The organism is Shewanella sp. WXL01, from assembly GCF_012263345.1.
In the GTDB taxonomy this organism is placed as follows: Bacteria; Pseudomonadota; Gammaproteobacteria; order Enterobacterales; family Shewanellaceae; genus Shewanella; species Shewanella maritima.
Map to the genome: position 1 here is coordinate 412,600 of NZ_JAAIKQ010000002.1, position 23,734 is coordinate 436,333.

23 protein-coding genes are annotated in these 23,734 nt (G+C 43.7%); 19 read left to right on the plus strand and 4 right to left on the minus strand.

Going from position 1 to position 23,734, the window contains the following annotated elements; all coding sequences use genetic code 11:
- Nucleotides 1–149 precede the first annotated feature (149 nt).
- Complete coding sequence (locus tag G3R49_RS07020) at nt 150–1,307, plus strand: putative sulfate/molybdate transporter (RefSeq protein WP_167869140.1); 1,158 nt, start codon at nt 150–152, stop codon at nt 1,305–1,307.
- Between the two features lie 142 nt (nt 1,308–1,449).
- On the plus strand, nt 1,450–2,028 hold the full coding sequence (locus tag G3R49_RS07025; RefSeq protein WP_130597631.1) for a DUF502 domain-containing protein: 579 nt from the start codon (nt 1,450–1,452) through the stop codon (nt 2,026–2,028).
- A gap of 216 nt (nt 2,029–2,244) precedes the next feature.
- Here G3R49_RS07025 and G3R49_RS07030 read toward each other — a convergent pair whose 3' ends face one another.
- Entirely contained in the window at nt 2,245–3,015 is a 771-nt protein-coding gene (locus G3R49_RS07030; RefSeq protein WP_167869141.1) for a DUF1826 domain-containing protein, read from the minus strand.
- Between the two features lie 349 nt (nt 3,016–3,364).
- Complete coding sequence (locus G3R49_RS07035; protein ID WP_130597629.1) at nt 3,365–4,111, minus strand: glycine zipper domain-containing protein; 747 nt, start codon at nt 4,109–4,111, stop codon at nt 3,365–3,367.
- A 334-nt stretch (nt 4,112–4,445) separates the two neighbouring features.
- Between G3R49_RS07035 and yegS the strand changes: the two genes are divergently transcribed.
- The 11 genes from yegS (at nt 4,446) to G3R49_RS07090 (ending at nt 13,297) form a co-directional block, all read left to right on the plus strand.
- Complete coding sequence (gene yegS / locus G3R49_RS07040) at nt 4,446–5,372, plus strand: lipid kinase YegS (protein WP_167869142.1); 927 nt, start codon at nt 4,446–4,448, stop codon at nt 5,370–5,372.
- Between the two features lie 335 nt (nt 5,373–5,707).
- Nucleotides 5,708–7,678 (plus strand): BCCT family transporter, encoded by a 1,971-nt coding sequence (locus G3R49_RS07045; protein WP_130597627.1) that lies wholly within the window; start codon nt 5,708–5,710, stop codon nt 7,676–7,678.
- 143 nt (nt 7,679–7,821) lie between these two features.
- Nucleotides 7,822–8,181: a YajD family HNH nuclease gene (locus G3R49_RS07050; protein ID WP_130597626.1), complete on the plus strand. Its 360-nt coding sequence runs from the start codon at nt 7,822–7,824 to the stop codon at nt 8,179–8,181.
- A 443-nt stretch (nt 8,182–8,624) separates the two neighbouring features.
- Nucleotides 8,625–9,047 carry a hypothetical protein gene (locus G3R49_RS07055; RefSeq protein WP_167869143.1) on the plus strand — a complete coding sequence of 141 codons (423 nt, stop codon included), beginning with the start codon at nt 8,625–8,627 and terminating at the stop codon, nt 9,045–9,047.
- Between the two features lie 122 nt (nt 9,048–9,169).
- A complete protein-coding gene (locus tag G3R49_RS07060; protein WP_167869144.1) occupies nt 9,170–9,532 on the plus strand; it encodes a hypothetical protein in 363 nt (120 codons plus the stop codon).
- A 112-nt stretch (nt 9,533–9,644) separates the two neighbouring features.
- Nucleotides 9,645–9,842: a hypothetical protein gene (locus G3R49_RS07065; protein WP_167869145.1), complete on the plus strand. Its 198-nt coding sequence runs from the start codon at nt 9,645–9,647 to the stop codon at nt 9,840–9,842.
- A 98-nt stretch (nt 9,843–9,940) separates the two neighbouring features.
- Nucleotides 9,941–10,348, plus strand: coding sequence for a GFA family protein (locus G3R49_RS07070; protein WP_130597623.1), 408 nt, complete (start codon nt 9,941–9,943; stop codon nt 10,346–10,348).
- 146 nt (nt 10,349–10,494) lie between these two features.
- Nucleotides 10,495–10,983, plus strand: coding sequence for a hypothetical protein (locus G3R49_RS07075; protein ID WP_167869146.1), 489 nt, complete (start codon nt 10,495–10,497; stop codon nt 10,981–10,983).
- A 115-nt stretch (nt 10,984–11,098) separates the two neighbouring features.
- Nucleotides 11,099–11,479 (plus strand): hypothetical protein, encoded by a 381-nt coding sequence (locus G3R49_RS07080; protein ID WP_167869147.1) that lies wholly within the window; start codon nt 11,099–11,101, stop codon nt 11,477–11,479.
- A gap of 540 nt (nt 11,480–12,019) precedes the next feature.
- Complete coding sequence (locus G3R49_RS07085; RefSeq protein WP_167869148.1) at nt 12,020–12,280, plus strand: hypothetical protein; 261 nt, start codon at nt 12,020–12,022, stop codon at nt 12,278–12,280.
- 225 nt (nt 12,281–12,505) lie between these two features.
- Nucleotides 12,506–13,297 carry a hypothetical protein gene (locus tag G3R49_RS07090; protein ID WP_167869149.1) on the plus strand — a complete coding sequence of 264 codons (792 nt, stop codon included), beginning with the start codon at nt 12,506–12,508 and terminating at the stop codon, nt 13,295–13,297.
- Nucleotides 13,298–13,429: 132 nt separating this feature from the next.
- Here G3R49_RS07090 and G3R49_RS07095 read toward each other — a convergent pair whose 3' ends face one another.
- Nucleotides 13,430–14,278: a hypothetical protein gene (locus G3R49_RS07095; protein WP_167869150.1), complete on the minus strand. Its 849-nt coding sequence runs from the start codon at nt 14,276–14,278 to the stop codon at nt 13,430–13,432.
- Between the two features lie 651 nt (nt 14,279–14,929).
- On the opposite strand from G3R49_RS07095, the gene G3R49_RS07100 reads away from it, so the two are divergent.
- Both G3R49_RS07100 and G3R49_RS07105 read left to right on the plus strand, forming a co-directional pair.
- Nucleotides 14,930–16,912, plus strand: a complete 1,983-nt coding sequence (locus tag G3R49_RS07100) for a HAMP domain-containing sensor histidine kinase (RefSeq protein ID WP_167869151.1) — start codon at nt 14,930–14,932, stop codon at nt 16,910–16,912.
- Complete coding sequence (locus tag G3R49_RS07105; RefSeq protein WP_167869152.1) at nt 16,912–18,276, plus strand: sigma-54 dependent transcriptional regulator; 1,365 nt, start codon at nt 16,912–16,914, stop codon at nt 18,274–18,276. The genes G3R49_RS07100 and G3R49_RS07105 overlap by 1 nt, the downstream gene beginning before the upstream one ends.
- Nucleotides 18,277–18,322: 46 nt before the next feature.
- On the opposite strand, the gene G3R49_RS07110 is transcribed toward G3R49_RS07105, so the two are convergent.
- Nucleotides 18,323–18,550 carry a DUF1289 domain-containing protein gene (locus tag G3R49_RS07110; RefSeq protein WP_130597615.1) on the minus strand — a complete coding sequence of 76 codons (228 nt, stop codon included), beginning with the start codon at nt 18,548–18,550 and terminating at the stop codon, nt 18,323–18,325.
- A gap of 271 nt (nt 18,551–18,821) precedes the next feature.
- On the opposite strand from G3R49_RS07110, the gene G3R49_RS07115 reads away from it, so the two are divergent.
- The 4 genes from G3R49_RS07115 (at nt 18,822) to G3R49_RS07130 (ending at nt 23,715) form a co-directional block, all read left to right on the plus strand.
- Nucleotides 18,822–20,075: a chemotaxis protein gene (locus G3R49_RS07115; RefSeq protein WP_348633912.1), complete on the plus strand. Its 1,254-nt coding sequence runs from the start codon at nt 18,822–18,824 to the stop codon at nt 20,073–20,075.
- A gap of 17 nt (nt 20,076–20,092) precedes the next feature.
- On the plus strand, nt 20,093–21,493 hold the full coding sequence (locus G3R49_RS07120) for a methyltransferase (RefSeq protein ID WP_167869153.1): 1,401 nt from the start codon (nt 20,093–20,095) through the stop codon (nt 21,491–21,493).
- Between the two features lie 250 nt (nt 21,494–21,743).
- Complete coding sequence (locus G3R49_RS07125; protein WP_167869154.1) at nt 21,744–22,793, plus strand: 3-oxoacyl-ACP synthase III; 1,050 nt, start codon at nt 21,744–21,746, stop codon at nt 22,791–22,793.
- Between the two features lie 43 nt (nt 22,794–22,836).
- The gene (locus G3R49_RS07130) at nt 22,837–23,715 is read left to right on the plus strand and encodes an alpha/beta fold hydrolase (RefSeq protein ID WP_167869155.1); all 879 of its coding nucleotides are present in this window, start codon (nt 22,837–22,839) and stop codon (nt 23,713–23,715) included.
- The last annotated feature ends 19 nt before the right edge of the window (nt 23,716–23,734 follow it).

The following is a 23,734-nucleotide window of genomic DNA, read 5'->3' on the forward strand; positions in this document are numbered from 1 at the left end:
AAAGTGGTCAACTTTGACCAGAACATCGCCGAGTAACCACAAAAAATGTGAGGAAGATCTAGATTGCTAGATTGGCACTCAAATTGCTCCTACCACTAAAGAATGATAACTAAGTTTGGTCAAAATTTGTGGTAAACGAGCGTACATCGGTGGCTAAGAGTGCTTCTACTCGGCAACCAAGCCCATTTCAATCATTTAATAAGCTGTCTGGCGAGCTAGGCGGGGCTTTTGCTGATCTTGGGACTTTTTTACCACTGATATTAGGCTTGATCGCGCTTAACGAGTTTTCTGCTCAAGGCATCTTTTTCGGTTTCGGTTGCTTTGCGCTTTTTAGTGCTTTTTTTTACAAAAGGCCTGTACCTACTCAGCCGATGAAGGTGATTTCAGCGCTCGTAATTGCTGAAGGTTTTTCTCCGGGCATGTTACAAGCTAGCGCCATGATCATGGGTATCGCCTTGTTAGTGTTGGCCTATAGCGGCGTGATTGAGTGGTTAGCAAAACAGATATCGCCTGCGATCAGTATTGGTATTCAGCTGGCTATTGGACTGCAGCTGATTTGGATTGGCGGCGCGATGATCAGCGAAATGTGGCTAATTGGTGTATCCGCCTTGTGTTTGTTGCTTGCGAGCCGATTTACGCCGCTGCCATTTCTAATGATGCCTATGGTGATTTTGTTGGGGATCATCTGGCAAATGAATTCGCAAATGCTACCTAATTTTCAATTTGCTGCAGAGCAAAGCTGGCAGTTAAGCTGGCCTGAGCAATCTGATTGGAGCAGGGCGGCGCTGCTGCTTGCATTGCCACAATTAGCACTTACCCTAACCAACGCTGTAATTGCGATTTCAGCATTATCAAAAGCTAAATTCCCTGAAGACAACCCGAAGAAACTCAGCGCTAAACGCTTTGCATTAAGCTCTGGCTGGGCAAACTTGTTGCTGGCACCATTTGGCGCTGTAGCCATGTGTCATGGGGCTGGTGGCTTGGCGGTGCAACATCACTTTGGCGCGCGCACCTATCTTGCGCCAGCGATTTTCGGTGTAACCTGTTTGGCGATAGCCGCATTTTGGGGTGAAGCCATTGCCACTGCACTATCGCTTATTCCTATGGCGGTTCTGGGGGCATTACTGGCTGTCGCAGGCGTTCAGCTTGCCTGGTCGCGGCGCTTTATCGACGGTAAGCCTTATTGTATTGCCGTTATCTTCACCACAGCCATGGCGTGTTTGCTGTTTAATACCGCAGTTGGGCTGATGGTGGGTTTAGTGATGGAGCGTTTTCGTCGCCACTGGTATCTGGTTAAGTTTCTTTAACGCTTTTATTGCCAACCATCTTCCTTTATCAAGTTTATCAACTTAAGCTATTTTGAATTAACATCTATGATGCTTGTGCTAGTAACAAGTGCGTAGCCGCTGTGCTTTGCACTCTACCAACTGTTCCCCAACAAGGATAACTATGAAAAAGACACTAACCCGCGGCCTGATGAATTTACTGCCTATGGTGTTGTCGATTTGGCTGTTTTGGTCGTTGTTTATCTCACTTGATGAACTTGGGCGTTTTTTACTTGAAAGTCTGAGTGTCACGCCACCGTTTGTTGGCGCAGGTTTTACGCTTGTCGCCTTGATTGTGTTTATCGCAGGCTTACTTTTTTCGGTTAGTCCCATTGTTTGGCTATATGGCTGGATAGAACGTCAGTTAATGAAATTTCCGCTGTTCAAATCTGTTTATGGCAGTATTCGCGACATTGCCGCATTGATGAATAAGGATAATAAGCCTAAAAATCAGCAAACTGTGCTGGTTAAGCAAGCTAATGGCGGTTACGTAGTGGGCTTTATTATGGGTGATGAAACACCAAAACCATTAACTGATGCGCTGCCTGAAGGCGATTGGGTGCCAGTATTATTTCAGCTTAGTTATCAAATGGCTGGAGTGACTAGTTTAGTGCGTAAGCAAGACTTAATTGAGGTGGATTGGTCGTTTGAAGAGGCAATGCGCTTTAATCTTACTGCAGGTATTTCAACGACTAAGCCGTAGGCATTCCCCGGCCTTTTAAATGGGAATTAATCCGGCATTTTTAGTGGTATAAAAAAGTGTTGAACAGCGCGTATTGATTGCACAAAACAATACGCGCACAGACAAGGTTTAAGGGGAGCAACCGCATAGCATTGCAGCTGTTTTAACGCGCTGTTTTTCTAGGCGAATACAAAAAACAAGCCCAAGAGCTAGGGTGCAAGCGTTAACTTGTAAATGCTAGGCGCCAAAATCTAACGTTAGCAATAGCCTTGGTTCGCCAGCATTTACCGCTGGTGAGCGATGCACTAATCCCGCCCCTTCATTGTCTAACCACTCTTCACCTTTGATTAGCGCCACATCACCGCAATTGAGTTGATTAATACACTCAGCTGATTGATAAAGCCCTGATAACGAATCACTTTGCCCGCCAGCGAGTCGACCTAACTTGTTGCGATTAACCTGATTGTGAGGCAACCATTCAGTGCAGCTGCCCGTATACGTGGTGACTAATCGACAAGGTACGCGATCAACATGAAACCTTGGGCACATGGCTTTATTGAGTACAGTTAGTCTAAGGCCAGTTTTTTCAAGCTCGAACAAGCAGCAAAACATCTCAACTAACTCAGCGATATTATCAACCAGAGCTTTGGGCGCTGAGCCTATTGTTAATCTATCGAGCTTATCAACTACATCATCTGGCGACACACTGACAGACTTTTCAAAATTAGGATTCGCAGCGACAAATTCTGCGACTGCTGTCTCGACATCCTGGCTAAGCGAGCGCTGCCACAGGGCAATGTTAGTATCTTCGCGGTAAATATCGGTTAGCACATTAGGAATATCTGCAATCGCAGCCTGACGAGTTTTGGCTTGAGGTTCAATTGCTGCGCTGTCTTTGGTTTCGCCCTTAGTTTCGCCATTGATTTCGCCACAGGTTTCGTCATTGACGTTTGTGCTTGTGCCTAGATTTTGTTGATCAGCTTGTGGCTCTGTGATTGTGAGATCCATACGAGATTTTCCTTATGACTGGCGCCTGACATTATTAATCAAAGAATGTTAACCCAGAGATTGTTAACCCTGGCTTTGTTAACCCCCAGCATTGTTAAGAGAGTGATTTTCGCTCTGACTTGTGAACGGGTGCTATAGATACGATATAACGTATCTTTAAATTGTAAATTAGTCGTCAATTAAATCAACTCTGTGCGGTGTTAACAGTTTGAAGGGTGGGTGAGTTTTAAGCAGGTTGCTAGAAAATATAAACGTGGAAGGTTTGTTGTAAGGCTAAAGATAGTAAAGCGCCCACCAATGCAAAAGCATGAGTGGGCGCTAATACCTTTTTTAAACAGAAGGTTATCAGCTAGCTGCGGGTTAGCTGGTACTGCTCAACAACCGTATCATTGTTAACATAGCTGGTAATGGCGATTTTGTTTGGATTGCTCAAATCCATAATCAGTTTAAATGCAGTTCGCTCATCGCTTTGATCACTCGCGACTTTTTCAAAGGTTAGCGTTTTGGTTTCGTTGTCCCACTTACCGCCGCTAAGTCTTTGTTGGTTGTCATCAACATTAACGAGAATGTCAGCACCATTTTGCGCTGAATTACCAATCAATATGTTGCCAGATAACGAGTCCGCGCCTAGAGATAGCTGTTTAAAGCGCAGCTCAATGCTATCTGCAACACTTATATTGCCGCTTAGCTCACCATCAAGAGCCAGTGTATTGCTAGCTTCGTCTTGTACCCAACCAGACAATTGCCATTGACCTACAAGGCGCATTAACGCGCGATTCGCGTGCTCTGCATCAGTATTTTGGGTAGTTGTGTCTTTTTGGCTATTAATCGCGGCGACGACTTTGTCGGTGCGGTTGTCTTCTTCATCTTGCTTCCAACCTTCATGACCACCCGAAATAGCACCAACGCCAGCACCAACAGCTAGGCCTGCACCAGGCTCACCGCGCGCCGCACCAATGAGTAAACCTAAACCTGCACCAATTAGTGCGCCAGTTTGCGCACCTTGTGTTTGTTTAGATGTTTGTCCTTCAGTGCTTGCGCAGCCTGATAAACCGATAACGGTTGCCAAAATAATTGATATTGATGTCTTTTTCATGTCGCCCTCTCAATGCGTGATATATATCTGAGAGCTATTATCTATATGCTTTAAGATAAAATTAAGTTAGGTAGTATTAGCTTTGTATATACATGGAGTGACAAAGGTTGAGCTTAGGTGGTACTTATACAGATAAGTGTTAATGAGGCAGCGTATTAAAAGTTAATCTTGATGTATCGAATTTGATTTAGTTAGCAATAGTACGCCTCGAAAAGTGAGTTTCAGGTAAGAGGAATAACTAAGCTCTCAGTACAGCATTAATTTTATTAAAATTGTCAAAAAACGTTTATGCTCATATAGGTGCAAATTTGCGTAAAATCAGTGGGTAATAATCATGGCAGTAAATGCAATAACACTTATTTTGAATGGTAAAAAAGCTGGGCTACCACAGATCCGCGAGGCTGTTTACGCATACAGAGATCAGGGAATCGATGTGTCTGTTCGCGTCACTTGGGAATCGCAAGACATGCCTAGGTTAATCGATGAGGCAATAGAGCAGGGCGCAAACAGGCTTGTTATTGGTGGTGGAGATGGCTCGGTGAATGAAGCGGTGACAGCGCTGCTTAACTCAAACTACGCATCGCATCTTGAGTCGCTTCCTGAAGTGGCTATTTTACCTCTAGGTACAGCAAATGACTTTGCGACTGCATGTGAAATACCATCAACACCAATGCAAGCGCTTGAATTAGCTATCAATGGCACTGCTACCTTAGTTGACGTGATTAAGGCAAACGAACGCTATTGCGTCAATATTGCTGCTGCGGGTTTTGGTGCTCAAGTGACAGCAGAAACCCCAGTAGAGTTAAAGAACTTCTTGGGAGGTGGGGCATATACACTTACTGGTTTAGCAAAGGCACTTGGCTTCAAACCATACCCAGGCAAGATAAATTCAGAATTTGGCCAACATAGCGGTGAGATAATCGTGGGGGCCATGTGTAACGGGCGTCAAGCTGGCGGCGGACAAGTACTTGCACCCAACGCTTATATAAATGACGGTTTGATGGATGTGACACTGCTTCGAGGTTTTTCTCCCGTTGAATTGCCGCAAGTGGTTGAAGAAATAAAGTCAATGAAGCGAGAGGCAAATTTTTGTCACCACTTTCAAACATCATGGCTTGAGTTTGATTTTGATATGCCGTTGCCCCTCAATTTAGATGGCGAGCCCTATCCAAATAAAAAGGTACGGTTTGAGTTAATCCCCCAGGTGCTTAAGCTTGTCGTACCTCAAAGATGCCCGTGCATCAAAACGCAAGTGGTTTAGTGGTTTGATGTCAATTGGGTTAACACATCTCCTTTTTAAAGACTCGAACTGCAATGACTGGCTATCGATTAAATGAGTCTTTGAGGCCTGTGGTTAGTTGGCCGACAGTTAACTGATGGAGTATTTTTTGAAAGTGTGATCCACGTTCGCATAGAGATAACTTGTTAGCTATGCTTCGCCTAAATATGCTAGCCTTAATGGTTAATTTCGTGTTTTGACGCCTGTCTTTAACAGGCTAGTGCTCAAGTATTCTCAAGATAAACGATGGATACGCACTGATGATTAGCATCTGCTAAGGTGCTGAATTCCTGCACGGTCTCCAACTAAGGAGTGTTATTTTGCCAAAGGCTAGTATTAACCCGCCTGTATTTTTTTCTTCAGTATTCATAATTGCAATGATGGTGCTAGTCAGCACTGTTTGGCCACAAGAGGCTGGCACAGCATTTAAGTCAGTCCAATCTTGGTTTGAGCATAAAGCCGGCTGGTTTTATATCTTAAGTGTCGCGATTTTTATCCTGTTTATTATTTTCGTTATGGTTAGCCGTTTTGGCGATATCAAACTCGGCCCTGATCATGCTGTGCCTGACTACAGTTATAAAAGCTGGATTGCCATGCTGTTTTCTGCCGGTATGGGCATTGGCTTGATGTTCTTCGGTGTTGCCGAGCCTGTGATGCACTACTTAGCGCCGCCGGATGCCACGCCTGAGTCAATAGCCGCAGCTAAAGATGCCATGAAAATCACCTTCTTCCACTGGGGGATGCATGCTTGGGCAATTTATGCTGTTGTCGCATTGAGCCTTGCCTACTTTAGTTATCGCCATAAGCTGCCATTGTTGCCTCGCTCAGCATTTTACCCACTCATTGGTGATAAAATTTATGGTCCAATAGGCCATGCTGTAGATACTTTTGCAGTTATCGGCACCATGTTTGGTGTGGCAACGTCACTTGGTTTTGGTGTGTTTCAAATTAACTCAGGTTTGAGTTATTTATTTAGCAGCATACCTAACAATGTCACTGTACAAGTGATATTGATTGTCGTGATCACTGCTATTGCTACTTTGTCGGTTTTCTCAGGTTTAGATAAAGGTGTTAAACGCTTAAGCGAGTTGAACCTAGGTTTAGCGATTTTATTGCTTGTCGCGGTTCTTTTACTTGGTCCTACCGTATCGTTACTGCAGTCGTTTGTGCAAAACACAGGTGGCTATTTGAGCGACCTTGTGAGCAAGACATTTAACCTGTACGCGTACGATCAAAAAGAAGATTGGATTGGTGGCTGGACGCTACTCTACTGGGGCTGGTGGGTGTCATGGTCGCCATTTGTTGGTACCTTTATCGCCCGTGTTAGTCGTGGGCGTACTATCCGCGAATTCTTAGTGGGTATATTGTTTGTACCATCATCAATCACATTCTTGTGGATGACGGTATTTGGTAACACAGCCATTGACGCCATCATGAATCATGGCGCGACTTACTTAGCTGATGCGGTCTCGACCGACGTTTCCGTTGCTTTGTTTAAGTTCTTTGAACACTTGCCTATGTCGAACCTATTGTCTGTGATCGCCCTGTGTCTGGTGGTTACCTTCTTTGTCACGTCATCAGATTCTGGCTCGCTAGTCATTGATAACTTGTCATCAGGCGGTGATGAAAGTGCGCCAGTTTGGCAACGTATTTTCTGGGCAGTGCTACAAGGTGTAGTAGCGTCAATTTTGCTTATAGCGGGTGGCTTACAAGCGTTACAAACAGCTGCTATTGCCAGCGCATTACCGTTTTTGATTGTCATGCTACTGATGTGCTTGGGCTTGTACCGGGCATTGCAAGATGACTGGCTTAAGCTTAATAGTGTGCAATTACATAACACCAGCGTGCAGTTTGCTAAGACCAATATGAGTGCCAAAGATCGTATTGAGGTGTTAGTCAGTCAGCCTACTCACGCACAAGCGCAAGAGTTTCTCGACGACATAGCAAGACCGGCCTTAAGCAAGGTTTGTAATATGTTCAAAGAAATGAGTGTGCAAGCTGAAATCGTACAGGTGGATGAACGTGTGCGCCTAGTGTTAGGTAACGATGATACTTCACGTTTTGTGTACGGATTGCGTATTCGAGCATTCAATATGAATGGTGTGGACATGGAAGTGTTCGACTCTGAGCAAGATTATTACCGCGTTGAGGTCTTTCTTGAGCACGGTGGCCAGCAATATGACGTGATGGGTTATACCGAAGAGCAGATTATTGCTGACATTGTGAATCAGTATGAGCGTTACTTGCATTATCTACACCTGTCGAACTCTGAGTTAGTGACAGAGTAGGTCTAATCGAGTGTTTTGCGTAATTGAGCGTGTGACTCGTTAGGCAAAATCACCATTAGCGCACAAGCTACATTCAACAACTACTTGCCCCAAGGATACGCACTGTTATCCTTGGGGTAATTTTTTAGATTGGAATAAAAACTATGGCTGCGAATCAAAGCAAACTCGACAAAGTATTGGCAGAAGCTGCTGAGTACAAAGCAAAACGCGAGAAAGGTTACCGTGAGCAAGCACTTAAGCTATACCCGTGGATTTGTGGTCGCTGCACCCGAGAGTTCACCCACAAGAACTTGAGTGAGCTAACGGTTCATCATGTAGATCATAATCACGACAATAACCCATCAGATGGCAGTAACTGGGAGCTGTTGTGTTTATATTGCCATGACAATGAACATTCAAAATACGAAGAGTTGATCCGCTATGGCAGCACTACTGAGGTGAAGCAAGAAGCGGCAACTTACAATCCATTTGCTGATCTTAAAGCTATGATGAATAAGAAGTAGCATTCGTGCTTCATTGCTTGAAGTTTCATTTGCTTCGCAAGAGCAAGAGTGCTGGTAGCTCGCAGTAGCTAATGATTATCTGGCTGCCAGTCGATAACCGTGTTGTAGCTGTGTTTTTGTACAGGTTTAATTTTGAGACGAGAATCAGCGCTAATTGCTTCTCGTTATGTAAGTGACAAAATTCTCGGTTTACAAAATGAAATACTGTTAAGTTGCTAATTGTTATAGTGTTACTCAGTTATCACTATTTACATAACGAGATCAGGTAATTCTCGGTTAAGTAAATTCTCGGTTTCTCCAGCGCTAGATGCTATTGCTGTTTCTAGATTTGGTTGATAAGTTATTGGAAATATTACTTAAAAAGCGTGAAGCAGTTTGAGTTCTGGCGAAATGTTAATGGATTAAATCGGAATTCCCGCTAATACGCTGTTATACGTACTTTTATGATTGATATCGAATTCGAGCCCCCTGAGAAAGAAATATGCGAGTGTTGTGGAAAAGAGTCCACTAGACTGACTAGATTTGTGTATCAAAATAATGATGCGTTTGCTGTGTATTATGCAAAGTTCACTGAAAGCCATGACGATAAGTCTCTTTTCGGTTTAATCGGTTTGGGTGAATGGGGAGACGATGAAAAAGGTCCTGAACAAAGGACTGCATTCGCATTTCAAATTTGGCTAGATGGTGACAATTATCAAGTTGGAATAATTGATTCCGATGAATGCCCTTGGAGCCATGTCACCTTTCTTGGTCAAATTTTAAACCGAGAAGAGGCTTTAAAGCATGACTGGCTTTCTGATGTATTTCACATCACTGATCATATGGTTACAGACGACAAAGAAATTGTCCGATACTTTAGTGATTAGTACGTATAACAAGCTGTTTAACAAGGACAAAATACAGTTGGCTTTTGCTCCTTCGTCGCTTAATTTTAACCAACTGTATTTTGCCCATTAACAGGGCGTTATAAATACCTAAAGGATTTAGTTTGGACGTAACATTCTTCGCAGCAAATAGTGATTGCGATTACAGCAGCTTTGAAGAAATATCTGAGTCCTCAATTCTGGGTGGAGGTTTCTTTACAAAGAACCAAATAAGCGACTTGTTAGGCTGCTTTAATTGCACCAGTTCTGCTCTAAGTGATTGTCTTTGGTTATTACCTTTAAATTTCACTGAAGCAATCACAACAATTGACGATGAAGCATTGAAAAAAGTTGCTGTAAACTGGTCTGAAGAAGTTTCGTGGGAGAATACGGATGTTAATTCTATGGATCTAGTAGGTCATTTATTAGAGTTAAAATACGCATATTTACAACATTCAGATAAAAGAATTTTCGCGCTATTTGAGTAAGTATTTATAACAAGTAGTTTAAGTGCAGGACTGTTAAAGTTTGGCTCGGTTTCGCTTCGCTAGACATATTAGCCAAACATTATCAACCCCTTAACAGGGCGTTAGTTTTCAAATGAACATCGTCGAAATTAATGCAATGATATTAGCCTTGGAATGTGGGGCTTTAAAAATAAATAACGTCACAGAATGGGCGGATTCATTGATCTTAAAAGCTGATGAACCTGATATCCGATTATTTGACGTATCTGTTTCAAAAAATACTAATGATGCCGTGTTAGCGCTTCAAGAGAAACAGCATGGCCACCCATAATTATTTTCCCCTCGGGACTCATAAACTGGTAGTTCACATAACAATCGCCTCTGTGCTATCTTTAAATTAAATTTGAATAGCGATTTATAGAGGAAATTATGACTAAATCTGGTGGGTGTCAATGTGGTAAAGTTCGCTACGAAGTAACTGGCGAGCCAATGAATCAAATGTTCTGTTATTGCACAGATTGCCAACAACGCACCGGTGGTGATAAGTGGTTTGGTGTCTGGTATTCACACGATAATTTTAAATTTACAGGTGCAGAAACCAAAGTTTTCACGCGTAAAGGTAGCTCTGGAGCAGATGTTCACAATCATTATTGCCCAGACTGTGGTGTAACTGTGTGTGCTGATATAACGATTGGTAAGTTTTTCACAATCAACGGCCCATCATTTGATACCGACGAACATTTGTCACCTAAAATGGCAATTTTTACAGCATCAGCACCCAAGTGGGCTGTGTTACCAACGGGTATTCCAGTGTTTGATACATTCCCATCAAGCTAGTGGACAGCATCTAACAATTTGCTTAACAAGGTGTCTGAAGCTTGGCCATTTTCATACAAATAGGGCTCTGGCATTTAGAGGAAGATTTTAAGTATGGTGGTGTTGTTCAACGCTAGCAGGTGTTGTATTTCAAAGGAGGGCAGTGAGTGTTTAGAACTATTTTACTAACGTTTATACTTAGCCTAAGCCCTTTGACTGCATTAGGATGCAGTTGTATTAGCGAAGCTAAAACTTATGAGGAAACCTTCAAAAAGTACGATGCGATTTTCACAGGTATAGCGTTGAATACCGAAACAACACCTGGAGACTGGAGCTCATCATTTTATAAAACTGAAATGCAAGTCCAAAAAGTCTGGAAAAATCGAGATGTAATGAGGTCAGTTTTTATAAAAACATATACAGAAAGAAATTCTTGTGGTGGTCCAGTACCGACAATAGGGAATAGGTTTCTTGTTTTTGCACACTCCACCCCTGATGGTTTATACGTAACTGGCGGTTGCTCTATGTTTATGGATTTAGATCAAACAGAGAAAGAAGTGGGTTCTTTAAGTTCAGAAGCAAAATTAGAGTGGGAAGCAATTAAGGCAGAAATATGGTCTGCTTTGGGAAAACCACTCATTGTTTTTAGAAATTGAAATATAAAAAGCAATTGAAGCCGCGTGAGCAACAGTTGGCTAAGTTCGACTTCGCTTAACATTATAGCCAAGCTTAACCCGCCTCAGTACTGTGTTGGTAGCCTAGGAAACTTTGATGCAATTTAACGACCTAAAGTCAGTACTCGATACCGATAATGAAAATGGGTTAACTTTCTTATCGCCAAATTGGAGGATATCGCAATTTCCAATTATTGGAGGTGACCAGTGGATTTCGGAAGAGCAGTTTCATGAAGTCTTTTCAGTTATTGGTGAGTATCAAACCGATGAAAAGGTGTTTGTTTTTGAGACGTTCGAGCGAGTTTTTAAAGCTACAGGTGTAACTAAAAGGCTTAATTCAGAGTTAAATTTAAACTGGGCTAGCTTTAAGCATTTTCAGCAGTCTACGGACATCCTCTGTTTCTATTTGGTACCCAAAAACTTAAGTTGGGTGTTTTACGGTAATAGAGAGTGTTGCTTATTTGCTAAAAGCTACTAATAAGTAAGTTCCGAAGGACGCAAAACGCTTGGCATTTGCTGATAATTTGCAAATTATGGTTAAGCAATATAAGCCGTTAAAACGGGGCGCATGGTGAGCATGATGAAATACTTCTTAAATTCTAAATCCCTGTCTCTATTTATAGCTCTTAGTCTTGCTATGTGGGTATATTTTGTACTGTTAGGTTATATTGGCGATCCGCGTTTAGCTGATTCGAGTCTAGATGGTGATGAGATGCACATGTTGGAAATGCTGCTTCTCACGCTATCGCTATTTTCCCTATTTTATCTTTGGGTATGCTCGATAGTTCATTGTTTTAAAAACAAGAGCAAACTTATTGCCCTAATAATAGCCTTTGTTTGGCCCCTGAGTTACTTGTATAGTTTATATGTCTTAGTGGAAAATTTCGGGAAGAGTGGTATTCGCTAACAACCATTTGAAGCGGGACAGCCAAAGCTAGGCTCATCTCACTTCGTCCTCTATTTTAGCCAAGCTATAAACTCCTGTTACCTTGGCGTTAACTTTCATGGATAGGAATAAATGACTGAGATTACAGAGAATATTTTTCTGGATAAAGTTGTATCGTTTTCTTCAAACGAAGAAACACTTGCTATGAAAAATGTCACTTTTAAAACCATTCAAAATCGGTTGTTTGTTGTTGGCAACATACAACTTAGTGCCACTATCGAAGATCTAGCGCATAACAAGGCTTGTGCTATCGCTTGGGATTCTGTTCATGATTTTATTATTTTTGACTCGGAGCATGAATACTCTCAATGGATAGAAGCATCTGAAACCTAGCTAACTAATAAAGCGCTGGACAACCAAACCTTAGCTCAGTTCTGCGCAATCCCTAGTTTGGGGCATTAGCCAGCACCAATAATCATCCCTAAACCAACTTCCTTTATAGAGCTGCTACCACAAGACCAACACCACTACGTTATTACTAAGAACCATAGGGAAGTCTTGAAATAGCTATCGCGCTACCTTGCCCACAGTGCGCAATTGGCTGTGGTAAAGGTGAGCATGAGTGATATCGATTCTAAGGTTTTTTTGAATGAATTCTTTGGCCTGCCTGCGCGTGGTCCTTATTTATTGCAGCAATGTGGTTTTGATGAGTTCATCAAACAATTCTTTAAGTCAGTTGATGAGCCTATTCCTGTCACTAATAAGGCTATTAATGCTGAAGTTAGTGTTGAAGTAATAGACCCACAATGCTGCGCGCTGCAATATCATCATTCATCAAGCGAAACCCTTATTGGCATCCGCAGAAATAGAGCAACAATTTATTGCGTGCTTGAAGGCAAGTTATTGCCAAAAGTGATTGATAGTGAGCTTAAAATTTACGATATATCTAGTCGTAAGCAGGTGTTCTCGAAAGCGTTTAAAAGCTCAAAGCTCGCAAAGCAATCTCACGTAAGTACCCATTCCGTTACAGGCAATACGGTTGTGCGACTGCGGCCGCAATTGCAGCCATTAGCCACAACTGATGTTGCGTTACATAGTACTGCCTACCACATGCAGTGTAGCCAGCTAGAAAGTGTGGCAAGTGCGGGTTTCGATGCACAGCATCATGTAGAAAATCGAGCTGGAGTGAAGCAGTACTTTAGCTTAATTGATCGGGCTATACGTGAGTTTAATGATATGTGCCGCGCTGATGCAGGTGATACAGCTTTGATGCTGATGTTTGGCTTAGACGATGACATTAAAGGCCACATTATGGCGTTTAGCGCCGAAGCTGAAAATGCGCAAAAGACACTAGCTGATGCCATTACCGACTATTGGGAAGAGATGTTATCCGACGCGCAGCTTAATTGATGAGCGCTCTCGCTCACAGCAAGCTGTGGCTTGCTAGCCCCGCTGAAACTGAGTTATGTGAGGCAGTTTTAAAAATTAGGGCTAGTACAGTCACATCTAGCCCTTGGTTTGCATTAGGTCACTATGCTAAAGCTAGTTCAACAATTGCTTTAACTTCTGTTTTTGCTCGTCTGAAAGCTCTACAGTTTCTATCAGTCGCTGAATTTGCTCAGCGGCGTCACCATCTTCGCCGTTGATGATAAATACGCGCTCGTCATCTAGGTTCGAGGTGAATACGTGGGGCTTGTCGCTGATGACATGTAACCCTTTAGTTTCTAACTCGACAATTTGTTCAACGATGTCATCTAAGCCATCGGTAAGTTGGTCTACTTCAATCTCGATTTCGGCGACTTGATGGTCAGCAAGCGATTCAAACTCAAGGCCAAGGTTTTCCATCTCTTTGGCTAACGCTTCCATTTTTGCCTGTTTACCTTCGAGTTTGGAGGTGTCGATTTCAATCAGCTTGACCTTTTTTTCAATCTGCGCAGTCTTTGCTTCAAGCTGTTGCTTTAATCCCTCAAGCTTTTTCTTCTCTTGTTCAGATAGTTGAACCTTTTTAATAAAGGCGACTTTATGACCTTTATCAATGCCACTTAGCGCAGACATGAGCGTCTTTTGCGCTTTAGCAGGAAGCTCAGATAGTTTTGCTTTAAGTGCCTGTTTGTCTTTGATTTCATCAGCAGTGAAGTCGTATTGGTAGTTTTCGCCATCAACCGTAACGTCAGCGTGAACTATCTCGTTGCTGTCTTGATTAATGCTTATGCTGATACTCGAGCGCTCGCTATCATCAACAGCATGACTGGCGGCATGTTCCATTGCAGCCTCGCTGACCTTAGCATTGGCAAGATTACTGCTACTAAATGCTGCCACTCCCATAAATAGCGCTCCTGCAGCGCAGGCGAGTAGAGTTGGGCGAAATGTTTTATTAGTCGTGTTTTGCATAATGATTCCCTTTAATTAATCAAATTCAACTGTCGATACCGATGAGTTTGCTCGCGAATATTCAAACTTTGCTAAAGACGTTTGCGTTAGCGGCTTCTGGTCACAGCTCAGTGTTTACACATTTCAGCTGATAACCAGATATTGTAGGAGGTATAGCGAGGGGCGTGCCAAGACGTTAATACCTATATTAATTAATGGGTTAACTTGAATTGGGGGCTTCAGCCCGTTGGTCGGGCTAAACTAAATTTCCCCATATGGGGAAGTGGTTTGCGCATATGGGAACATACTTGAGCCAAGGGTTTGTCTAACCTAGGCGAGATTTAAACTCAATTGCTTGGTATGTTACTTATCTACCATTAACTAACGAAAGATTAGTTATTGGTTTTTATTGGAATTTTCCAGTACTCGATATGGATTTTGTATTGATGAATAGCGTGACGAGCCAGGTAATCGCATACGCAAGCCACACTGGTATGAAACTTGTTATCGCTGTACATAGATCAATAGCTCTACGTAAGCACTGGCTTTGATGGAAAGCGTAAGTGTTCACTGAGTCTTTCGGGTGTTATCTCAACTGCAGTGTACAGATCTAGTGTTGAATCATGGGTAACTAATCGAGCTATGACTTAATAGCCCTGTTTTGGAGAAAGTATGTCTATCCGTTTGTTCTTATTTGCCGTGTTTGCAGGCCTTATTATCATCCTTGGGGTGAGCCAGGTAGGGTTGATGCATTATTTAAAGGCCGAGTTACAAACTGAGTTAGAGCAAAGCTCTAAAAGCTTGTCGCAAGATATTGTCAGTGTCGCGTTTAAGCAGATTAATCGCGAGCATGAGCAGTTAAAACAAACTGCTGATGAATTGCAACAGCTCGCCCCAAAACAGCCGCACCCGCCAAAGTCTATAAATACTGAAAAGCAACGCGTCATCATTGAGCGCAAAACGCAGCAGCAAGCGGTTAATGCCGAAGCCGAAGCCGAAGCCGAAGCCGAAGCCAAAGTCAAAGCCAAAGCCAAAGCGCAGCACCATGCCGAGCAGCAGCTTGAGCAGGCTATAGCCTTGGTCGAGCAGCGATTAGGTGATGGTTTTTTAGAAGGTAAGCTTTTAGAAAGTGACGTTCTCGATGGAGACGTATTAAAAGGGCTAACGCCTGAGCAAATTGCCGATCTCGACATCGAGCTACTGCATGTTGATGACGAGCAAGTTAAGCGAGTTTTTTATGATAAACACACTGGTGATATTAACGTGCTGGTGGATGATATTTCCCAGCAAGTTGAAATGCAGATTGAAGAGTTGACCGAACAGTTTATTGCCGTCGCCGCTGAAGAAAACGATTTATCTGAACGTGAAAAACAACAACAAATGGCCAAACTTAATGCGCAAATTAATCAGCAGGTAAAGCAGCTTTTAAAGCATGAAAAAGTCACACTTATTCGTGAAAAACAAGCTTTAATTGAAGAGCAAAAAACGGCGGCTAAAGCTTATCAACAGCAGGTTGAGCAAGTGGTTGCTAGTTTAACCTTAGATACAGATAACTGGCTTGATGATGGCGTAGTGATAGTGAAAGAGTTAGACGATGGCAATCAAGTCCATAGTCAAACTTTTAATGTGCAAAGTCAGGGCGCGAATAACGCGCTACAAAAATTCAATGACTCGCTAATGCTGTTGATTATTGCGTCAAGTGTGCTGACGTTGGCGCTGGCGTACTGGATTGCTTACGTGGTGACTAAGCCGCTGAGTCATCTGCATCAAGGGTTTGCCAAAGTCGGTAAGGGCGAATTTGGTGCGCAGATTAAACCAAGTGGGGTAAGTGAGCTTAAACGTATTCTGCAAGGCTTTAATAATATGAGTGTGAAGCTCAAGGATTGGCAAAATCAAATGCAGTCGGTCACTGAGCGTCAGCACCTTGCCGATATTGGTCAGGTGGCAAAAGGTATTGCCCACAGTTTGCGAAATCCGCTGCATACCATAGGCTTGCTGGCTGAGCAGTCGGCATTTGCAGATGATGTTGATGAGCGGCAACGCAATGCACAGCTCGTTAGGCAAAAAATGCAGGTGATGGATAAGAATATTCAGTCGTTGTTAATGCTTGCCAACACTCAGGTTGACCGCTCTGTCATCATTGATTTGAATTTAGTGCTGCAAGATATTTTGCTGGAGTTAACCATGACAGCGGCTGATGTAAAAATTGCGCTAGCTAACAGCTCACAGCCAATGTTGATACAAGGTGCTGAAACTGAAGTGCGCGCCATATTGCATGCAGTTGTTGTCAATGCGCTCGAAGCGCTGCAATCTCAAGCGCAGCAAACTCAAACCAAACAAATTAACATCAGCTCAAATCAGCAAGCTAACGCCTGGTGTATTCAAGTGGTAGATAATGGCCCAGGCATAGATGCCAGTATCAGCGACAAATTGTTTGAGCCACATGTGAGCAGTAAAGCGGAAGGTTCTGGTATGGGGCTTTATATGGCTAAACGCTTGATAGTTAGTCATTATCAAGGTGATATTGAAATTCATAATCGTGACCTTGGTGGCTGTGAGGTAAATCTCTGCTTTGCAATAAATGGCGCTATCAATGACGTTAGCAATGACGTTCACGACGACACCCAGCAAGCTGCTCAACAAGGAGAATCATAATGGAGGATGAGAAGTTAAAGCTGTTGGTGGTTGAAGACGATCCTGCGCAGCGCGAATTGATCCTAAAGGTATTACAAGATCAAGATTATCTGTTAAGCAGTACAGATTGTGTTGAAGCGGCGATAGTACAAATAAAGCAAAGTGAGCCTGATATTATTTTTTCAGACTGGAAACTCGGTGAGCTAAGTGGCATGGACTTGCTTAACTATGTGCGCCGTAACCACAGCGACTGCGGATTTATTATTGCCACTGCCTACGGCACCATTACCCATGCAGTTGATGCCATGCAAGCTGGGGCTGATGATTATCTCACTAAACCGTACCAACGGCAGGCACTTTTGATGTCGCTAGATAAAGTCGCCAAGGCGTGTCAGCTTAAAAAGCGTAACCGCAATTTAGAAGCTGCGTTATCTGAGCAGCAAGCGCTGGTGGGGCTTGTGGGAAAAGCGCCTTGCATGCAGCAGGTGTATCAGCGCCTAAAGCGCGTTGGGGCGACCGACGCTACAGTGCTGATTGGCGGTGAAAGCGGCACAGGTAAAGAATTAGCTGCGCGGGCGCTGCATCAGCTTTCTAGCCGTCAACATCAACCCTTTATTGCGATTAACTGTGGGGCAATTCCTGAAACGCTGGCTGAAGCTGAATTATTTGGCGCAGAAAAAGGTGCGTTTACTGGCGCGACTACTACTAAGGTTGGCAAGCTAGAGGCCGCAGAGCAGGGCACGGTGTTTCTCGATGAAATAGCAGAGTTGCCATTGCTGCAGCAATCTAAGCTACTGCGTTTTTTGCAAGAAGGGGTGATTTGCCGTTTGGGCAGCCATCAAGACATTAAGCTTGATGTGCGCGTAATTGCTGCGACTCACAGAGATTTAAAGCAAGAAGTAGCACAGGGGCGCTTTCGTGAGGACTTATTTTATCGTTTGAACGTGGTGCCAATTACCATGCCTCCTTTAAGGGAGCGTCAGGAAGATATTGGCAGACTTATTGAGCACTTTATGCGTTTGCATCAAAAGCACTATCAAGTGGAGTGTGAGCCGTTATCGCCTGCCACCCTTAAAGCACTGCTTGATTACTCATGGCCAGGTAATGTACGTGAGCTTGCCAATCGATTAGAGCGTTATACCTTACTGGGGGATGAGCAAGAGTTAGTCGGCGAGCTAACTGAATCGTCTACAACTCGTGTTCAGGCAGATGACCCGAGTGCATTTTGCTTGCCAGATAATGGTCTAGATTGGGAAGCGTTTGAGAAAAGCTGTTTAGCTCAGGTGCTAGATAAGTTTGACGGTAATCGCACTCAGGCTGCAAAATTCCTCAACATGGGTTACAAAGCGTTTTTGTATCGCATCGATAAGCACCAAATTGGTTAAGTCTTGCTTGGTGTCATCTAGGCTGAGTCAAACTAGCCGTAATGAGTTAGCTAGTTATTTTTGCCTCGGCAGCTAACCATTTATCTCGAGTTAAGGTGCCCGTGTTTGCTTCGCCTTCAAATTGCTGCTTTCGCGCGGCTAAGTTATCAATTACTTGTTGCTTGTAGTCATCGTTAGCTTTTGACCAGGCAACAATTTCATCTATGTGGCGGTAACAACCCATACAATAATCGTCGTCATTCAGGCCGCAGCGGGCAACGCAGGGTGATTGCATCTTGTTCTATCCTTGACTGTAAAACTGATCATTAGCATTAATGAGTCAGTATTGACCATCACTTACCAAGCCAAAATATAGTGATTACGCTTAATATATTGCTAGACAATATACAGCGGAGTGCTTAGGGTGATTTAATTATTATGTGTTTAAATTCAGCTTGTTACCACGTCACTGTGAAATGCTATCTATTTGAGTGAAATGCTGCAAACAAGTTGATAAGTTGCTTTGTTATACTTGCTAGTATGTTGCAAGTTCGGGGGAGAGTATCATGAATGCTAGACCGTTTTCAGCTTTGGTACTGATAAAAGATCGCTGCATGAGTTTGTGGTTGGCTTTGTCGCTGCTGGTTAGCGTATCGGGCTGTTCGCTGTTAGAGGTGAAATTGGAAAGTGGAGTAGAGCCGCTGACCCAGGAGCAACTCAACATGCGCCTGTTCTCCCGTGAGTTTAGCTACCGTTTTTATACTCAAGTTGAAACAACGGCAGACATGATTGCTGCTAACACTGATGACAAACAAGTTATCGCCAACACGCTTATGTGGAAGATCAACGCTGAGCAGAATGTGCAGCGGGCGATTTTTCAGGCTGCGCCCGTTGCAGCAATGGTCGATACTTGGGTGTTTACCGAACAAATGCACCAGTTTTTCGCAACCGGCAACGGCAGTCAGGCTTTTGGTGAGCAGCAGCAATTTGCTATCGATGCCAGCCGTGCACTTGCTGATCAATTCGCCAAGACCATCAAAGGCTTTATTAATAATTCTCGCTTTGAACGTAACTATGAATTTGTAAAGCAATACGTTGCAGCCAACCCCATCAATGACTTTAGCTTTAGCCGGGTATCAGCCTTTGATGAATGGTTAAGTTACAGCAATATCAATGAATTTGAAGCAGTCACCACCTTTGGCACCATGCCAGAAGTAATGAGTGATATGTCTGATCGTATGGCGATGACCACAGAACAGATGCCAAAAATTTTGGGCTGGAAGGCTGAGCTGTATGCGCTGTATGCAGAAGTTGGCCCAGAGGATATTGAAATCGCGCTTAATAATATGAGCGAAACCGCAAAGCGTTTTCAAACCCTAATGGAAAACTCACCTGAAATGATGCATCAGCTTGCCGCTGATTTGCGCGTTGAGTTAACCCCTTTAGTCAATGAGTTAAGCTTAGTGGCAGATGATAAACTGGCGCAACTTAGTAAAGAGCGTGAAGCCGTGAGTTTAATGATCGTGGCTGAGCGTCAAGCGATTGCTGAAATTATTGCCTCAGAGCGCGCTGCAGCGATGCAGGAGCTTGATGTGCTGTCAGCCAAAACGGTTGATTTGGTATTTGAAAAAGTCATTGTCACCATTAAAAGTGTGATTTTGTATGTCATCTTGTTCTTATTAGTGGTATTTTTCGCGCCTTTAGGGTTAGGTGTTTGGTTAGGCAAGCGTATGGGTTACAAATCTGCGCTTGAAACCGTCAAGGCTGCTGCTAGCACGTCGGCAGACACTAACTCCACAAAGCAATCTAATTCAGATTAATTTTGAGTATTTCATAAATGACGGCAAGCCATTTTCAACAGTCTTTAACCGAATTAAATGAGGTGTTGGCAAGGTTTGCTTGTCTGTGGCAAGTACAAGCTTTTTCAGCCAAGCGGTTGCCATGGCAAAGTGAGTTCCCCACGTTAGCTAAACAGGTTCGGCAGCTTGCTGATGATGACATTGATGAGCTAGATGTAGACCAAGTAGCCTTGGTTGAGTTCTTTCTACCTGCATTAGCTCAAGATGTCGCGCTTACAAAAGCTGAGCAATTAGCACTGAGTAAGCTGCTTGTGCAAGGCGCTGCAGCTAATGGTGACGATAACAGCTTGTACGCGTTTGCTGATAGCGTGCCTATTAATAGTGCGCCTGTTGATAACGCGCCGTCTGTTAATGAAGGTGTTGTTGCTATTAATGGCAGCGAACTAAGTCATTTTAGTGCAGGGATAAAAGGGCGTAAGTGGCAGCAAATAACTCGTTTTGCGAGTGAAGTAACCGCTGGCCGCTATTATCTACAAACCAAGCAAAAAGTCCATCCACAAACTAATCTGCAAGCGAGTCAACTGCCCAGCTCAAGCGCACAAGTTGAAAGTATGTTCGAGTGGTGCGCAGGTAAAGGGCACCTCGGACGTTTGCTCGCCAAGATAACCGACAAACCAGTTCATAGTCTTGAGTGGCAAGCGCAGCTTTGCGAGCAAGGTCAGGCCTTTGCTGATAAATGGCAATTACCGCAAACGTTTAGCTGCGCCGATGTGTTCGCTCTTGATGCTAACCCGCTTAAAGCCAAGCAGCATGCGGTAGCTCTGCATGCCTGTGGTGACTTACACGTTGAGCTGCTGCATCACGCAGTCGATGCCAACACCCAGGCTGTGTCTATCTCGCCTTGTTGCTATCATTTGATCCGCAATGCCAATTATCAGCCTTTGTCTGCTATTGCTAAGCAAGCCAAGTTTATTTTGTCAAAACATGACTTACAGCTGCCGCTGCAACAAAGCGTGATTGCTAACCCTAAGCAGCAACAGTTACGTCATCAAGAGATTGCCTGGCGTTTGGCCTTTGATAGCTTGCAGCGCGATGCAAGAGACTGCGATGAGTACCTTCCGATTCCCAGTGTTAAGCGCAGTCAGTTAAGTGGCGAGTTTAGTGACTTTTGTCTGTGGGCGGCAAAGGTAAAGTCTGTTGCCTTACCTGAGCGCGTTGATTGGCAGCATTATCTTAAACTTGGTCTGCAGCGACAGCGATTAACGCGCCGTATCGATTTGATCGCTCACTTATTTAGAAAGGCATTAGAGCAGTATTTGGTGTTAGACCGTTGCTGCTACATGGAAGAACATGGTTATCAGGTAACAGTGTCGCATTTTTGTTCAGAGCAGATCACACCCCGAAATACGCTTATTCAAGCGCAAAAAATGAGTTGTTAAGACTACTAGGCGTATCTTTCATCTTAAGCTGCTGTTTCTGTTGCTTTATTCTTATCAACTCTTGTTGACTCAAGGGGGCGTAGCCGTTGTTTGAGTAAGCAAAAATGAAAAAATATACCAAATAACACAGTGTTTATACCGTTTTTGATTGAATATTGTGGTTAATCTTGTTCAAATGGCGGGTTATTGAAATAACACTAATAAAAGCCGCTGTTAAAGCGGTCAAAAGTTAAGCGAAAATTACGGTTTAATGAAATACTCCCGCGTTTTTATCAACAGCCTAGCGTATGAGCTAGCGCCGCAAGTGGTATCAAGTCTTGATCTTGAAAACCGTCTTGCTCCACTTTATCAGAAGTTTCGCATTCCTATGGGGCAGCTTGCTGCGCTAACGGGTATCAAAGAGCGCCGCTGGTGGCCAAAAGGGCATCGTCTATCTGACGGTGCTATTGCTGCTGCTCGTAAGGCCGTGAATGAAACTGGGATTAATGTTAGCGACCTAGGCGCGGTAGTTTATACCGGCGTTTGTCGTGATCAGCATGAGCCAGCTACCGCTTGCCGCGTTGCTGCTGAGCTTGGCGTGTCAAAAGACACGGCAATTTATGATATCAGTAATGCTTGTTTAGGCGTGTTATCTGGCATTTTGGACATTGCTAACCGTATCGAGCTTGGACAGATTAAAGCTGGCATGGTGGTGTCGTGTGAATCAGCACGAGATATCGTTGATGCCACAATCGATCGCATGCTTGAAGATCCAACTATGCAAAACTTTGCTCAGTCGCTAGCAACCTTAACGGGTGGCTCTGGCGCTGTTGCCGTGGTGCTAACCGACGGTTCATTGCCGCTGAAAACTGAGCGTCAGCATCAGCTACTTGGCGCGAGTCACTTATCTGCACCAGAGCATCACGAGTTATGCCAATGGGGCCTGCAAGAAGCGGGTCACAACCTTTACCGTGAGTTTATGCACACCGACGCAGTGAATTTACTGAAAGAGGGCGTTGAGCTTGCCAAGCACACTTGGGATCACTTCTTAGCGCAGCGTGATTGGGTTGTGGAGCAGGTGGATAAGGTTATTTGTCATCAGGTTGGTGCGTCTAACCGTAAGCAAGTGTTGAACGCGCTTAATATTCCTCACAACAAAGAGTATCCGACTTATGAATCGCTGGGCAATATGGGCACAGTGTCACTACCGGTTACTGCAGCTTTAGCCCACGACAATGGATTTATTCAGCGTGGCGATCAAGTGAGCTTCCTTGGCATCGGCAGTGGTCTGAACTGCATGATGTTAGGCATTAAGTGGTAAGTAAGCCACTTCATAGAAATAACAATAAAGATTTAGGGAAGTCATGTTACAAGACCTCATGCCATTTAAGCAGAATTACCTCGACTTAAATGGCAATAAAATGCATTACCTTAACGAAGGTGAGGGCGAGCCAGTCGTCATGGTTCACGGTAACCCAAGCTGGAGCTTTTATTACCGCAATTTAGTGAGTGCGTTATCTGAAAATCATCGGTGCATTGTGCCAGACCACATTGGTTGTGGTATGTCTGACAAACCAGATGATGCCAATTACGACTATACGTTAAAGCAGCGCATCGACGATTTAGAAACCCTGCTAGATAGCCTAGGCGTTAAAGATAACATCACATTGGTTGTGCATGATTGGGGCGGAATGATCGGTACCGGTTTTGCTGCTCGTTACCCAGAGCGTATCAAGCGTCTAGTCTATCTCAATACCGCAGCGTTCCATCTACCTAAATCAAAGCCTTTTCCATGGGCGTTATGGATTTGTCGTGATACCTTGCTAGGTACAGCGTTAGTACGTGGTTTCAATGCGTTTTCATCGATTGCATCTTACGTTGGTGTAAAACGTAAACCTATGGATAAAGCGACTCGCAAAGCTTATGTCGCGCCATTTAATAACTGGAAAAACCGCATTTCGACGTTGCGCTTTGTGCAAGATATTCCGCTAAAGCCTGAACATCGCAACTATGATTTGGTTACCGAGATTGGCGATAGTTTAAAGCAGTTCCAGCAAACGCCAACATTGGTATGCTTTGGTTTACGTGACTTTGTATTTGATGCGCATTTCTATGCCGAGTGGCAAGAGCGCATGCCTTACGCTGAGTTCCATGAATTTGCTGATTGCGGTCACTATATTCTTGAAGATGCTAGTGAAGAAGTGATTGGCTTGATCAAAGGCTTTATTGAAAAGCATCCTTGATACTGTGCTGCTAAGGCTT

Bases quoted from the DNA above. Each gene is read 5' to 3' on its own strand.
- G3R49_RS07025 (WP_130597631.1), top strand. From the start codon at position 1,450: ATGAAAAAGACACTAACCCGCGGCCTGATGAATTTACTGCCTATGGTG.
- G3R49_RS07030 (WP_167869141.1), bottom strand. From the start codon at position 3,015: ATGGATCTCACAATCACAGAGCCACAAGCTGATCAACAAAATCTAGGC.
- G3R49_RS07035 (WP_130597629.1), bottom strand. From the start codon at position 4,111: ATGAAAAAGACATCAATATCAATTATTTTGGCAACCGTTATCGGTTTA.
- yegS (WP_167869142.1), top strand. From the start codon at position 4,446: ATGGCAGTAAATGCAATAACACTTATTTTGAATGGTAAAAAAGCTGGG.
- G3R49_RS07050 (WP_130597626.1), top strand. From the start codon at position 7,822: ATGGCTGCGAATCAAAGCAAACTCGACAAAGTATTGGCAGAAGCTGCT.
- G3R49_RS07055 (WP_167869143.1), top strand. From the start codon at position 8,625: ATGATTGATATCGAATTCGAGCCCCCTGAGAAAGAAATATGCGAGTGT.
- G3R49_RS07065 (WP_167869145.1), top strand. From the start codon at position 9,645: ATGAACATCGTCGAAATTAATGCAATGATATTAGCCTTGGAATGTGGG.
- G3R49_RS07070 (WP_130597623.1), top strand. From the start codon at position 9,941: ATGACTAAATCTGGTGGGTGTCAATGTGGTAAAGTTCGCTACGAAGTA.
- G3R49_RS07080 (WP_167869147.1), top strand. From the start codon at position 11,099: ATGCAATTTAACGACCTAAAGTCAGTACTCGATACCGATAATGAAAAT.
- G3R49_RS07085 (WP_167869148.1), top strand. From the start codon at position 12,020: ATGACTGAGATTACAGAGAATATTTTTCTGGATAAAGTTGTATCGTTT.
- G3R49_RS07090 (WP_167869149.1), top strand. From the start codon at position 12,506: ATGAGTGATATCGATTCTAAGGTTTTTTTGAATGAATTCTTTGGCCTG.
- G3R49_RS07095 (WP_167869150.1), bottom strand. From the start codon at position 14,278: ATGCAAAACACGACTAATAAAACATTTCGCCCAACTCTACTCGCCTGC.
- G3R49_RS07100 (WP_167869151.1), top strand. From the start codon at position 14,930: ATGTCTATCCGTTTGTTCTTATTTGCCGTGTTTGCAGGCCTTATTATC.
- G3R49_RS07105 (WP_167869152.1), top strand. From the start codon at position 16,912: ATGGAGGATGAGAAGTTAAAGCTGTTGGTGGTTGAAGACGATCCTGCG.
- G3R49_RS07110 (WP_130597615.1), bottom strand. From the start codon at position 18,550: ATGCAATCACCCTGCGTTGCCCGCTGCGGCCTGAATGACGACGATTAT.
- G3R49_RS07115 (WP_348633912.1), top strand. From the start codon at position 18,822: ATGAATGCTAGACCGTTTTCAGCTTTGGTACTGATAAAAGATCGCTGC.
- G3R49_RS07120 (WP_167869153.1), top strand. From the start codon at position 20,093: ATGACGGCAAGCCATTTTCAACAGTCTTTAACCGAATTAAATGAGGTG.
- G3R49_RS07125 (WP_167869154.1), top strand. From the start codon at position 21,744: ATGAAATACTCCCGCGTTTTTATCAACAGCCTAGCGTATGAGCTAGCG.
- G3R49_RS07130 (WP_167869155.1), top strand. From the start codon at position 22,837: ATGTTACAAGACCTCATGCCATTTAAGCAGAATTACCTCGACTTAAAT.